12 protein-coding genes are annotated in these 12,730 nt (G+C 56.2%); 5 read left to right on the top strand and 7 right to left on the bottom strand.

Annotated elements, in window-relative coordinates:
- Positions 1 to 209: 209 nt before the first annotated feature.
- From DMG62_08595 to DMG62_08585, 3 genes are all read left to right on the top strand, one after another.
- The gene (locus tag DMG62_08595; protein PYY23464.1) at positions 210 to 995 is read left to right on the top strand and encodes a hypothetical protein; all 786 of its coding nucleotides are present in this window, start codon (positions 210 to 212) and stop codon (positions 993 to 995) included.
- Positions 996 to 1,132: 137 nt separating this feature from the next.
- On the top strand, positions 1,133 to 2,206 hold the full coding sequence (locus DMG62_08590) for a peptidylprolyl isomerase (GenBank protein PYY23415.1): 1,074 nt from the start codon (positions 1,133 to 1,135) through the stop codon (positions 2,204 to 2,206).
- Entirely contained in the window at positions 2,203 to 3,198 is a 996-nt protein-coding gene (locus DMG62_08585) for a gfo/Idh/MocA family oxidoreductase (GenBank protein ID PYY23414.1), read from the top strand. The genes DMG62_08590 and DMG62_08585 overlap by 4 nt, the downstream gene beginning before the upstream one ends.
- Positions 3,199 to 3,249: 51 nt before the next feature.
- On the opposite strand, the gene DMG62_08580 is transcribed toward DMG62_08585, so the two are convergent.
- The 5 genes from DMG62_08580 to DMG62_08560 all read right to left on the bottom strand — a co-directional run bounded on the left by DMG62_08580 (position 3,250) and on the right by DMG62_08560 (position 8,499).
- On the bottom strand, positions 3,250 to 3,783 hold the full coding sequence (locus tag DMG62_08580) for an acetyl-CoA carboxylase biotin carboxyl carrier protein subunit (GenBank protein PYY23413.1): 534 nt from the start codon (positions 3,781 to 3,783) through the stop codon (positions 3,250 to 3,252).
- Positions 3,741 to 5,282: an acetyl-CoA carboxylase biotin carboxylase subunit gene (accC, locus tag DMG62_08575; GenBank protein ID PYY23412.1), complete on the bottom strand. Its 1,542-nt coding sequence runs from the start codon at positions 5,280 to 5,282 to the stop codon at positions 3,741 to 3,743. Before accC ends, DMG62_08580 begins: the two co-directional genes overlap by 43 nt.
- 49 nt (positions 5,283 to 5,331) lie before the next feature.
- On the bottom strand, positions 5,332 to 6,387 hold the full coding sequence (locus DMG62_08570; protein ID PYY23411.1) for an L-threonine 3-dehydrogenase: 1,056 nt from the start codon (positions 6,385 to 6,387) through the stop codon (positions 5,332 to 5,334).
- A 131-nt stretch (positions 6,388 to 6,518) separates the two neighbouring features.
- Positions 6,519 to 6,896 (bottom strand): hypothetical protein, encoded by a 378-nt coding sequence (locus DMG62_08565; GenBank protein PYY23410.1) that lies wholly within the window; start codon positions 6,894 to 6,896, stop codon positions 6,519 to 6,521.
- A 97-nt stretch (positions 6,897 to 6,993) separates the two neighbouring features.
- Positions 6,994 to 8,499: a 5-oxoprolinase gene (locus DMG62_08560; protein ID PYY23463.1), complete on the bottom strand. Its 1,506-nt coding sequence runs from the start codon at positions 8,497 to 8,499 to the stop codon at positions 6,994 to 6,996.
- Between the two features lie 808 nt (positions 8,500 to 9,307).
- Between DMG62_08560 and DMG62_08555 the strand changes: the two genes are divergently transcribed.
- Together DMG62_08555 and DMG62_08550 are read left to right on the top strand one after the other, a co-directional pair.
- Complete coding sequence (locus DMG62_08555) at positions 9,308 to 9,700, top strand: MerR family transcriptional regulator (protein PYY23462.1); 393 nt, start codon at positions 9,308 to 9,310, stop codon at positions 9,698 to 9,700.
- Positions 9,701 to 9,703: 3 nt separating this feature from the next.
- Positions 9,704 to 10,402, top strand: coding sequence for a hypothetical protein (locus DMG62_08550; GenBank protein PYY23409.1), 699 nt, complete (start codon positions 9,704 to 9,706; stop codon positions 10,400 to 10,402).
- Between the two features lie 142 nt (positions 10,403 to 10,544).
- Here the strand turns inward: DMG62_08550 and DMG62_08545 are convergent, their stop codons facing one another.
- Together DMG62_08545 and DMG62_08540 are read right to left on the bottom strand one after the other, a co-directional pair.
- The gene (locus DMG62_08545; protein PYY23408.1) at positions 10,545 to 11,699 is read right to left on the bottom strand and encodes a hypothetical protein; all 1,155 of its coding nucleotides are present in this window, start codon (positions 11,697 to 11,699) and stop codon (positions 10,545 to 10,547) included.
- Complete coding sequence (locus tag DMG62_08540; GenBank protein ID PYY23407.1) at positions 11,696 to 12,667, bottom strand: ornithine cyclodeaminase family protein; 972 nt, start codon at positions 12,665 to 12,667, stop codon at positions 11,696 to 11,698. Before DMG62_08540 ends, DMG62_08545 begins: the two co-directional genes overlap by 4 nt.
- Positions 12,668 to 12,730: the final 63 nt, after the last annotated feature.

Here is a 12,730-nt window from a genome sequence, read left to right as displayed (position 1 = left end):
GCTCTGCCATCTTTGAGGTCCGTCGTTTGTTCAAATTTCGACTATTTGCTGTCTCTACTCTGTTATGCACGCTCGGCTGCTCTGCGCAGTCGGCTAAGCCCGCGGACGAAAACGCGGCGGTAAATCGCCGGATCGAACAAAAGGTTCGGAGCACCTTCAGCCTGCCGCCATCCATCCAGGTGGGCATTGGCAAACGAGAAGCCAGCGAGATGCCGGGCTATGACAAAGTTCCAGTGACGCTTTCGCGTGATGGCCGCACCAGCTCGCACGATTTCTTAGTGTCTAAGGACAACAAGACGCTGATCGAGTGGCAGAAGCTCGACATCAGCAAAGACGTGATGGAATCCATCAACGTTGCTGGACGTCCGGAGCGCGGCAACAAAGAAGCTAAGGTCGTCATCGTTAACTACGACGACTTCCAGTGTCCGTTTTGCTCGAAGATGCATCAGACACTATTCCCTGAGCTGATGAAGACCTATGGGAATCAGGTGAAGATCATTTACAAGGATTATCCTCTGATTTCACTCCATCCCTGGGCGATGCATGCCGCCGTTAACTCCAATTGCCTGGCTGAGCAGAACAACGACGCCTACTGGGAGTTCGCCGACTACACTCACGCTAATCAGAAGGAGATCAGCGGCGAAAAACGGGATGTCAAGGAAGAGTACGCAAAGCTCGACCAGATAACTTCCGACATCGGCAAGAAACACAGACTGGACGCGACCCAACTGAATGCGTGCGTGAAAAAGCAAGATGAGGCGCAGGTACGCGCCTCCATGGCCGAGGCCGACAAGATGGGCGTGGAAGCAACGCCTACTCTGTTCGTGAATGGGGAACAGCTTGCCGGAGCTCAGCCCGAGGCAGTGTTGCGCGATGTGATCAATCGAGCCCTGAAGGACGCTGGACAGACACCTCCACCGGCGCCCGCGCCGACTGCCGCCGCTTCATCCCCGCCGGCTTCGGCTAATCCTGTGCCTAAGAACAGCGATCAATAGGCGGCAATCTCAGGCTCTCTGATAATTTGTAATGGAGTAATGAGGGGCGAAATATCGCGACCGAGATCCCGGCCGATTACGCGGTCGCAAATTACACAATTCCAGAACCGCTCTGTACAATTCCCCTCATTCGTCCCATGGAACCTCCAAAGTGTGGAGCTCGACCTTTGAAATTTCCCGTCCAGTTTTATTTTCCAGTCCTGATTTTGTGCGCGATTCTCTCTGGCTGCGGTGACTCGCAGCATGGCTCTGACATGATGGCAAAAGTAAACGGGCGGGCCATCAGCCGGTCTGAGGTGGAGAAGTACTACCAGAACCAATCGGCCAACGCCGGGCAAAAGCCAATCGGCGAACAGTCTGAGAGCCTTCGGCTGAATATCCTGAAACAGCTGATCGATCAGGAGATCATGATGCAGCGTGCAGAAAAGCTTGGTCTGCTCGCTACCGACGATGAAGTTGACCGCAAGCTGAACGAGCTTAAGGCTCCTTATACCAAAGAGCAGTTCGATCAGAAGCTGAAGGACAGCCACATGTCGCTGGACGATCTTAGACGCGATGTGCGGCGCAATCTCACCATTGACAAGGTCCTGAACAAAGAGATCACGTCGAAGATCAACATCAGCGACAAAGAGATTACCGACTTCTACAACGCCAACAAGGCGCAGTTCAACTTGATTGAGCCGCGCTACCATCTGGCGCAGATCGTCGTCACCTCTCAGCCGGCGCAGCAGGTCAGCAATCTGAAGAACGACAAAGCGCAGAACGAAGGTGACGCGCACAAAAAGATCCAGATGATCGAGAACCGGCTGGAAAGCGGCGACGACTTTTCGCAAGTTGCGATGAATTACTCGGAGCAACCCGACACGGCAGGCAATGGCGGCGATATGGGCATGATCTCGGAATCGCAGCTGCGCACGAATCCGGAAATTTACGCTGCGGTTTCAAAGCTCAAGCCGGGCGAGATAAGTCATCCTCTTCCCATGGTCGATCCCGCCACGAAGAAGACGATCGGCTACAGCATTGTCCGCCTGATCTCGAAAGAACCTGCTGGTCAGCGCGAATTGAACGATCCGCGCGTGCAGCAGTTCATCCGCGAGCAATTGCGCGATGGGCGCGAGCAGTTGCTCAAGGCGGCCTACTACGACGTCGTGCACAATGAAGCGAAGATTTCCAACTACTACGCTGACGACCTGCTGAAGAACGTCAAGTGATCCGCTACGGAATCCTTGGTTTCGGCCTGCATGCGGTCAGGCGCCTCATGCCCGGTTTTTCGCAGGCCAAGCACTGCACCGTCACCGGCCTGTGGCGGAGAGATCAGCGGAAGGCCCAGGAAGCGGTAAAGCAATACAGTAAATTCCCACTTCGGTCCTACGACTCTCCGGAAGCTCTTTGCTCGTCGGCGGAAGTTGATGCAATCTTCGTCGCCTCCCCCGACGCCCTCCACCTGCCGCATGTGCTCATTGCGCTCGACCACCGCAAGCCAGTGCTGTGCGAGAAGCCGATGGCGATGAACTCCGCAGAGTGCGAGCACATGGTAGCTGCGGCGGAACGTGCTCACGTGCCATTGGGAGTCGCGCAGAATTTTCGCTTCGAGCCCAGCGTCAATCGACTTCGCGAGATTGTTGCCGCCGGCACGATCGGCAAGCCCTTGCTGGCTCGTTCCGAATTTCATTACTATATGCGCCAGCATCCAAGAACATGGATTACCGATCCGAGCCTTGCCTGCGGCGGTCCGGTGGGCGATGTGGCCGTGCATTGCATCGACGCGCTTCGCTACATTCTGCAGGATGAAGTGCGCGCGGTATTCGCTCGCGCACTCTACGACAAAGACTCCGGAGCCGTCGAATCGGCGGCGACGTTGTTGCTTGAGTTTCAAATTGGAACGCTCGCCCATGTCACCGTCTCTACCCGCGCCGAGTATCGCACGCCGCTATGGATCACAGGAGAGAAGGGACTCGCCGGCGCCGAAGATGCTCTTACCGTCGACCACGCGATCTCCTTGCACACCCAGCCTATTGGCGGCCAACTCTCCACCGAACATATTTCCAACGACACAACCTATGCGGACCAGGTGGATGCGTTTGCACTTCATGTGGAGCGCGGGATTCCCTTTGTAGCGCCGGGAATTGAAGGATTACGGAATCAACGAGTGCTCGACGCAGCGTACACGAGCATTAAGAAGGGGACACGCGAAGTGTTGTGAATCTCGCATACTTTCAACTGTTGCTGGTGAAGGACCAGAGAGGCGAAACGCTCACTCAATCACCGCCAGCACATCGCCTGCGTTCACGGCTGCTCCTTCAGCCGCAAGCACCTTCGCAACTCGACCTTTCTTGGGTGATTTCAATTCATTCTGCATCTTCATCGCTTCAATTACGATGATGCCTGCGCCTTGTTCTACTTCGGTACCCAGCGGGGCAACTACGCGAACTACTTTTCCCGGCATTGGAGCAGTGATCTTCCTGGCCCCATCGTGCGCTCCAAGGCGAGCACGCCGTGTGCGCCAGGATCGGGGATCGCGTACCTCGACGGAATAGCGAATGCCTCCTATGGCGACCTGCTGCTGTGCAGGATTGGCAACGATCTCGTAAGACTCTCCGCCCATCAGCATGGACAGCACGCCGGCAGCGGTGTTTGCAGCGTTGACAGCGACAGCCTCGCCGTTCACACGGCCTGTCCAGCTTCCTGTTTCGGTCTGCTCCAGCTCGACGCGGTAGTCGTGGCCGTTGACGGTTACCTCGAATGTCATCGCTCGCGCAGCGCCTCGTGGCGGGCGACGCGCTTCCATCCATTGCCCGCCGAACGATGGCTGCCATTCACGCCGTTATTTGTGCTTGAAGCTTTGCCATTGCGCGTCGATTGCATCAGCGCCGCAGCGATAGCGGCGACTCTCTCGCCGTTGCCGTTCAAGGGCGACACCGCCTTACGCCGATTTTCGATAAGACGATCGAGATACCCTGTATCGATTTTTGCGGCGATGAAATCGTTCTCCTCGAGAATCTCTCGGAATAATCCCAGGTTGCTGGCAATTCCGCCAACGAAGTATTCGTTCAATGCCCGCTGCAATCGCCGGATCGCCTGCTCGCGTGTAGGCGCGTACGCAATCAGCTTTGCCAGCATAGGATCGTAATCCAGCGGCACAGTCCAGCCTTCGTAAATGCCGCTGTCCTCCCGGATTCCCGGACCAGAAGGAAGCAGCAAGCGAGTGATCTTTCCCGGCGAGGGAAAGAAGTTATTGTCAGGATCCTCTGCGTAGATCCGCACTTCGATTGCGTGTCCGCGCAACTGCAGATCGCTTTGCGTAAACGGGAGCTTCGCGCCTGCGGCAATCAGAATTTGCAGGTGAACGAGATCCAGGCCGGTAACCAGCTCCGTCACCGGATGCTCCACCTGCAGCCGAGTGTTCATCTCCAGGAAGTAAAACTTCTTGTCCTGATCAACCAGAAACTCGACTGTACCCGCGTTGGAATATCCGGCCGCTCGCGCCAGAGCCACAGCGGTCTCACCCATCGCTTGACGCATGGCCGCATCGACCACGGCGGAAGGCGCCTCTTCAATGACCTTCTGGTGGCGTCTTTGTACCGAGCATTCACGTTCCCCGAGATATACAAGATTGCCGTGCTCGTCGCCGAGAACCTGGATCTCTATATGGCGAGGCTGGACGATCAGCTTCTCGATGTACACGTCGCTGTTGCCAAACGCACGCAGCGCCTCGCTTTGGGCCGCTGTGAATGCCGAAGGCAATTCCTGACGAGTATCAACGCGCCGCATTCCCTTGCCGCCTCCACCCGCCACCGCTTTCAGCATCACCGGATAATCGAGCGATGCGGCAACCTCTTCGGCCTGCGCAGCAGATTCCAACGCGCGTACCGAACCGGGAACACGCGGGAGTCCAGCGCGATCTGCAGCTTCACGCGCGCGCGTCTTCGATCCCATCGCTTCCATCGCTGATGGCGATGGCCCGATGAACTTCACGCCGGCATCAGCACAAGCTCGGGCGAACTGTGGGTTCTCAGAGAGAAATCCGTAGCCCGGATGTACGGCATCCGCGCCGCTCCGCAGGGCGACCTCGAGAATCCGCGGAATGTTTAGATACGACTCGGCCGCTGCGGCAGGACCAATGTGATACGCCTCGTCGGCCTTCATCACATGCAGTGCCCCGCGATCTACATCAGAAAACACAGCAACCGTAGCAATGTCCATCTCGCGGCAGGCGCGGATTACGCGCACCGCAATCTCTCCTCGATTGGCAATGAGGATCTTCTTGAATGGCGCAGACGATGACATTCGAAATTGCACGATTTGTTTTAACGACAATCAGAATGCGAACAAGCGGCTATCTTCCCGTTCCGTTCGGATACAGCAGGATCTTGCTGGCTTCGCCCGTCTTCAACCGCTCCATGCCCTTACTGAAATCTTTCAGCGGCATGCGATCGGTAATGACTGGAGAAAGATCGAGTTTTCCGGCTCTGAGCAGCGCCTGCATCTGATACCAGGTCTTATACATCAATCGACCATTGATACCCTGCACGATTGCGCCCTTGAAGATCAGATCTTCCGCGAAGTTCATCTTGATCGGCACAGAAGGGATGCCCAGCAATGAGACACGGCCGCCAAGCCGCAAAATATCGAATCCGGTTTTGATACCGTCGGGATGTCCGGACATTTCAAGCACTACGTCCACGCCGGTGCCATCCGTACGTTCAAGCACAAACTGCTTCACGTTGCCCTTGCTCGGATCGCAAACGTGCTCGGCCTTCATGGCCTTTGCCAGCTTGCGCCGATGCTCGTTCACTTCGAGTGCAAAGACCTGGGAAGCTCCGACGGCGCGCGCAACGGCAATTGAAAACAATCCGATGGGACCGCAACCGATTACGGCGACCGTCTTCGCGGCGATTTCGCCGGCAAGCACGGTGTGCACAGCATTTCCCAAAGGATCGAGGATCGAAGCGTAGTCTGCGGGAATGGAAGGGTCGAGTTTCCAGATGTTCGATTCGGGAATCTTGACGTAGTCAGCGAATGCTCCGTCAGCATCGACGCCGATGATCTTCACGTTTTGGCAGATATGCGCCTCGCCGGTACGGCACTGCAGGCATTTGCCGCAGTTCACGTGCATTTCGGCTGAGACGAAGTCACCTTCCTTCACGCTGGTAACTTCTCGACCAATGGCAGCCACTGTCCCGCAGAACTCGTGCCCGGGCACGAGCGGAGGACGAATGCGCTTCTGCGCCCACGCATCCCATTCATAAATGTGCAGGTCGGTACCGCAAATGGAGGCCACTTGAACCTTAACGAGAACATCGCCAGGCCCAACCTCCGGCCGCGGCACGGCCCGAAGTTCGGACCCGGGTCCTGCCTGCGGTTTTACGATGGCCTGCATTGTTTCAGGCATGTAACAAAACCCTTCACTTCAATGCTAGAGACGCATCATGCTGCGTCTTTACCATGCAGCCCGCATTCTTGAAAGCTGCTGCCCGTAACAAAGACGTGTTTACGGCAGCGTGGGGCAAACTTCTCAGTTTATCACTCGAATTCCGGACGGATCGCTGGAGGAATATCGCTTGGAGCGGGAGCCGGAACCTTAGACACTGGCACAGGCAGGCTCGGACTCGGAGAGGGCAAATCAAGTTCCACCTCAATTCCGCCCACAGAATGCGAAATCGCGTTATAGATAAACGCCATCACCGCCCCCGCAATAAAGCCAATCACCGCGTAAATAATCGGAGCAATCGCGGCAACCGCAATAACGCCGCCAAATCCGGCAGTTCGCTTCTCTCCGCCGATCATGGCGAGTCCCGGTCCTAGCACCAGGAAGGGAGCGATCAGCAATCCCAGGATTCCATAGAGCAGCGCGTTCACCTTGGCTGCCGAAAACACTCGGATGGTGCGAATCTTAGTCATCGTATTGTCTCGCTATAGTATTGAGTCACTTCTGAAGAAGCCGCAAAGTCCTATTCCGTTTCGGGAAAGGCACTTCCGCCTGGCGCTCCGTTTCGAATCAACTCTCGCCCCAACCACCGCCACCCGGGGATTCAATCCTGATCTTGTCGCCTCTGCGTAGACGAACACTCCCCTTTGGCGGGATCGGAATCTCGGTTCCGTCACTCTTAACAACAGCATTGCGTCCCGGCATGCCATCCTTTCCACCACCAAGACCGTAAGGGCCACGCACCCGTCGATCTGCAAGCAACGTGACATCGGCATCGCACAGCAGCTCCAGCTCGCGCACAATGCCATCGCCGCCGCGCTGCTTTCCAATGCCTCCACTATTTGGACGGAGGGAGTACCGAGTCACTCGAAATGGATATGCATACTCGAGCGCTTCCGCGGGAGTGTTCAGCGAGTTTGTCATGTGCGTGTGCACACCTGAGATTCCATCTTGTGTGGGCCGCGCACCCATTCCGCCGGCGATCGTCTCGTAATAAGCAAAGGGCTCGCCTGCGCGAGCGTGGCCAGGAGGGAAGAGCCCGCCGATGGTGAGATTATTCATCGTCCCCGACGATGCAGCAGGAATGCGCTCCGGCATTGCTCGGGCAAGCGCGCGAAAAAGTGTGTCCACAATGCGCTGGGACATCTCAACATTGCCTCCCGCTACCGCAGCGGGAGGACGCGCATTTATCACAGTCCCTTCCGGCGCAATCACGCGGATCGGACGCATGATGCCAGCCGCTGCGGGAACATCCTCAGCCAGCAGACAACGAAAGACATAGAAGCACGCGGAGTAAGTGATCGCTTCGACAGCGTTGATACTGCCTTCAACTTGAGGATCGCTGCCACTGAAGTCAATCGTGACCAACGGTTGCGAGCTTCGTCGGTTTCGCTTCTCGATGCGAATTTTCACAATAACGCGAACTGGCCGATCGCTGATGCCATCGTTGTCGAGAAAATCCTCTGCCGAATACGTGCCGGGAGGGACTCCCTCCAGCAGCGATCGGGTCATCTGTTCAGCGTAATCCTGCAGTTCCTCGCTTGCCCGATGCATGCGCGACAAGCCATAACGATCGCAAACTTCCTGCAGGCGTCGTGCTCCGGTGTTGCAGGCGGCGATCTGCGCGCCTAAATCTCCTTCACGCTCCTCGGGCGTACGCACATTGGCCAGAACCATCTGCAGAACATCGCGCTGCATCGTCCCGCTGCGCACGAGAAAAACCGGAGGAATGCGTAATCCCTCCTGATAGATTTCACGCGAGAGTCCCATGGAACCGGCCGCTGCCCCGCCCACATCAGCGTGGTGAGCTCGGGAAGCAACATAGAAATCAGGCTTCCTTGATTTAGGAAGAAGCACGGCTTTAGCGGTGTCGACTTGAGGCACAAGAAGACTCTTAGACATTAGCTTGATTTTTTTTTCTTGCACGGCACGACTGAAGTCGTGGCCCTCCTTAAAGCTTTTTTCACGAAGATTTAGCCGCTGAGAGTTTTCCGTTCGATCGCGGTCGACATACACAGGAGCCACTAACGTGATGTCCGGCAGGTGCGTGCCGCCGGCGAACGGATCGTTCACCATGGCAACGTCGCCTGGACCAAGATCAAGGCGCTCGATGGCTGCTCGCACCGACATGGGCATCGAGCCGAGATGCACAGGCATGTGATCGCCCATTGCAATTACCTGCGCACTTCGATCGAATACCGCGCACGAGTAATCACGCCGCTCACGAATGTTGGGAGAAAACGCGCTTCGCCGCAACGATGCTCCCATCTCTTCCGCGATCGAGTGAAAGAGTTCGCGAAAAATTTCCAGTTCTACCGGATCAGGCATGCGAATGCGATTATATGAGCCGGAACTTTTGTGAATAATTCTTGACATCACGAATCAGTGAGCACAATATCTTGTGGTAGTTAGTAGGCCCATGCAATCAGCGGAGCAGCTTGTACAGCTTCTCCAAACCAAGGGAGAACGTTCCACAAGGAGGAACATAACCATGCCTATGAAAAAGAAGGCCACAAAGAAGAAAGCAGCGAAAAAGAAATAACCTGCTGCCAGGCAAACTGATTTGCGGCCTTCGAATCTCGAAGGCCTTTTTCATTTTCGGTGGTCCCGTTGTCATTCCGAACCGCCGCTGTGTGGCGGAGAGGAATCCCTACGAACTGTTACCATGCCGGCGCATGCGATCCTCCAAAACGTGACGTTCAACTATCTCTCGCACGCAATTCAGAAAGCTCGGCGATCCTCGACCAGCTCTACCGAGTCGGAACTCGTAGGGATTCCTCACCGCACCAACCGCGGTTCGGAATGACAAGAGAATCGCCTCGAGTTTTGATTGACCTTTGACTACAGCCCGACATACTATGCGCTCGTGGGTACAAGGGCAGCAATCTCTCGAAGCAAGCGAAAGCCAGCGGAAGAGATCGTGATCCCGGAAAAGCTTTTCTTCCGCATCGGTGAAGTATCCAGGCTCTGCTCTTTACCTGCCTATGTGCTGCGCTTCTGGGAGACGGAATTCCCTCAGCTCAAGCCGAGTAAAAGCAATACCGGCCAGCGCCTCTACCGTCGCAAGGACGTCGAGAATATCGTGCGCGTAAAAAAGCTTCTCTACGAAGAGGGCTACACGATCAACGGCGCACGTCAGTTCATCAAGGCTGAATCCAAGCGCGACCGCTCCCAAACAGCGCTACCATTCGCGCCAGTGGCCTCGAACGGCACTGATCTGCGCAGCATCAAACAAGGACTGCGCGACGTGTTGGGCATTCTCTCCGCTAAAAGATAGAGCATGGGCCTCGACATCTACGTCGGTCCGCTTACTCGTTATCACAGCGGCAATTGGGAAACCCTTGTTCAGCAGTATGCCCGGCTGAATGGCCTGAAATGCCAAGTAGTTCGGCCGCCTTCTACGGATAGTTCGCCGCGACTCTCTGCCGATCAGATTCGAGAAGCTGTTCTCGCGTGGCAGTCAGGACTTGCAGAAGCGCTGAAGCAGCCGCTGAAGTGGAGCGAAGATAATTCTTCCGACTACTTCACGGAAAAGCCGGCTTGGGATTGCTACTCAGCAGTCGCTGTCCTTGCCGCTCACGATGAACATCGAGAACTGAAATTACCCGATGTCGTTCCCGAGGATCTCCAAAAGGATGAGGCTTATAGGAAATGCACGGCGGAGGGGTTCAAAACAAAATACTCGCAGATACTGTTCCCTGAACTCTGGCTACCGGGCGATAACCAATTTGTATTCAAGGCGGGATACATTACCGGCAAAGAACTCTGGATGGGATGGAGCACAACGCTGCTCAGCCAACTTCGCGAATTGAATGCAAAGACTCTGAAAGCCACACCTGAGAACTTCAAACAATGGAAGCTCGATGGGGGACCAAAGAATGCCCCATTTGAGACCTCAGCGCGTTTCGGTATGGCGGTCCTGATGGGCTTGACAGAGCAAGCAGTGATGCATCGTCTGCCCATGAAGCTGGATTACTAATGTCTTTCGTAGAGACGCAGCATGCTGCGTCTTCTCCATGCAGTTAGGACGCCCGGCATTTCCGGGTAATCGCGAAGCATCGCCAATACGCAGCATGCTGCACCCCTACGCCGCGAATCCCCCTGATTCAGGTAAGCGCTTCTCAGTACACCGTCCTTTGCTGCACCAGCAACTTTCGCTCAAGCAAAAAACGATTTTCTGCAGCAGTCGTTTGTAGAATTTGCCCAGCTACATACTCTCCGAGCGCCGGACCGTGCTTGAAGCCATGGCCGGAACCTCCGCCGACAAGCCAGACGTTCTCAATTTCAGGATGGCGATCGATCAGAAAGTCGCCGTTCGAGGTGTTCTCGTACTGACATACACGACTTTCAAGCAGAGGCACATTCCTTAATGAGCGGAATCTTCGACAAAGATAGGCTCGGACTTCCTCTTCGCCCGCTTGGCTTACCCTGCGATTGCCGGTTTCAGGATCGAAGGGATAGCCGTGCCGGTCGCTGGCAACCTTGATTCCTCGATTCTCGATATCGGGCAGACCATACATATTCTCCTGGTGGTGCAGCCAGACCGGCATCTGTGGTGGCCTGAATTCGCGGGCGCCGGGCGGGGTCCCAAAGTAGAACACTTCCTGTCGAGTGGGAAATATCCGGTTGCCCAACAGTTCGGGAAAGAGTTGCGGAAGCCATGCGCCGCAACAAAAGACGAACGTTCCTCCGCTCACGGCTTCGCCGCGCGTGGTTGGGACAGACTCGAGCTTCCTGTTCTGAGATTCCGGCGGGGCTACTGCATCGAGCACATAGCGCACACCTTCTCGTACGGCGTGCTCGAGTATTGTCTGCACCGCTCGACGCGCCAGCAGGACTCCGCTTTCCGGCTCCAGAATGCCAAAAGAAATATCATCGACATTCATCTGAGGAAACCGAGCGCTGATCTCAGTCGTTGAGAGCTCTTCGCAGGCAATGCTTTCGGTCGCGAGCATGCGCAGAAGCTCCTGCGTGTAGCGATCCAGCTCCGAGCAGAGCCACAAGACGCCTGTATTCACGAACAACGGTTGGCCAGTCGCTTGGAACAGCGCCTTCCAAAGCTGAAGGGAGCGTGCTGCCCATCGCGTGTAGAGCCCGTCGGCGCCGTATCCCATACGCATGATGCGCGACTCGTCTCCCGAACTCGAACGACTGTTTCCCGCGCCGTGTGCCTCGATCAACGTAACGGAATGCCCTTTACTGCGGAGCGCGCGTGCCGTCCAGGTGCCGAACACTCCAGCTCCTACCACCACGAAATCTGAGTTGACGGCTTTCATGATGTGACGGATCGCCGGCCTGCAGTTTCGGAAGCTCGGCTCCGGATCGTTCGCAGTGCGAGCTTGGCGGTCACTAAATCCTCCAGAGCGCAACCGACACTCTTGAACGCGGTAATCTCGTCGCGGCTTCTACGGCCGGCTTTCACGGCCGATACGATTTCGTGCAGATCGCCCAAGACGTGCTCGCGCCCAATCTCGCCTGCATGCAGCGGCACGAGGATCTCCCCGGCTTCGGCGAAAGCAGCCTCATACGTGTCGACGAAAACCCGGGCGCGGCGAATCAGAGCGGAGTCGACTTCTCGCGCGCAGGGCTGAAAGGTGCCGATCAGATTGAGGTGTGTACCGGGTTGAATTCGTTCCCCAGAAAATAAAGGCTCGACGGAACTCGTGCACGTACAGATCACATCCGAGCTGCGTGCACATGTCTCCGCGTCTGCCGCCTTGATCTCACATTCGCATTGCTGCCGCATTTGCTGCACGAATGCTTCTGTCTTTGTCGCACTTGTGCCCGAGATGAGGATCCGCCGGAAACTTCTGACTCGCGGCAGCACTGCCAGATGCGCCTTGGCCTGGCGTCCGGTTCCGAAAATACCGAGTGTAACCGCATCAGAGCGCGCAAGTATCTCAGTAGCAAGGGCCGTGGTCGCTGCAGTCCTGAGATCAGTGAGATGGTTCGCTTCAAAAACAGCGATCGTCCTGCTCGTGCTTGTTTCAAACATCAGGTAGGAGGCCTTCACACGCCCTTCGGGCCGAGCCTCGCGGCTGACGCTCACCATCTTCACTCCGCAGACCTCGTCTCCGGCAATCGCACACGGCATGATCAGCAATGTGCCCGTATCGGTTTCAAGATGTAACCGTTGCGGCATGCTGACCTTCTCAAGACCACCCGCAAATGCTGCGCGCATGGCGCCGATCACCTGGAGGGGATCGAGCAGGGCTTCCAGTTCGGCATCAGTGCAGGTGAACATGCGTGCTCGCGCTAAAATTCACTCCTCACCACCGGAGGGTCGATGAAGAATTCACTCATTCCA

This window comes from Acidobacteriota bacterium, assembly GCA_003225175.1.
Lineage (GTDB): Bacteria > Acidobacteriota > Terriglobia > Terriglobales > Acidobacteriaceae > Gp1-AA112.
Note: the sequence above shows the minus strand (reverse complement) of the source record. Positions and strands in the feature narration are given on the sequence as shown.

Excerpts from the sequence above, each read along its gene's own strand:
- accC (PYY23412.1), bottom strand. The coding sequence starts at position 5,282 with ATGTCATCGTCTGCGCCATTCAAGAAGATCCTCATTGCCAATCGAGGA.
- DMG62_08590 (PYY23415.1), top strand. The coding sequence starts at position 1,133 with ATGGAACCTCCAAAGTGTGGAGCTCGACCTTTGAAATTTCCCGTCCAG.
- DMG62_08540 (PYY23407.1), bottom strand. The coding sequence starts at position 12,667 with ATGTTCACCTGCACTGATGCCGAACTGGAAGCCCTGCTCGATCCCCTC.
- DMG62_08545 (PYY23408.1), bottom strand. The coding sequence starts at position 11,699 with ATGAAAGCCGTCAACTCAGATTTCGTGGTGGTAGGAGCTGGAGTGTTC.
- DMG62_08550 (PYY23409.1), top strand. The coding sequence starts at position 9,704 with ATGGGCCTCGACATCTACGTCGGTCCGCTTACTCGTTATCACAGCGGC.
- DMG62_08595 (PYY23464.1), top strand. The coding sequence starts at position 210 with ATGCCGGGCTATGACAAAGTTCCAGTGACGCTTTCGCGTGATGGCCGC.
- DMG62_08570 (PYY23411.1), bottom strand. The coding sequence starts at position 6,387 with ATGCCTGAAACAATGCAGGCCATCGTAAAACCGCAGGCAGGACCCGGG.
- DMG62_08560 (PYY23463.1), bottom strand. The coding sequence starts at position 8,499 with ATGGTGAACGATCCGTTCGCCGGCGGCACGCACCTGCCGGACATCACG.
- DMG62_08565 (PYY23410.1), bottom strand. The coding sequence starts at position 6,896 with ATGACTAAGATTCGCACCATCCGAGTGTTTTCGGCAGCCAAGGTGAAC.
- DMG62_08580 (PYY23413.1), bottom strand. The coding sequence starts at position 3,783 with ATGGAAGCGCGTCGCCCGCCACGAGGCGCTGCGCGAGCGATGACATTC.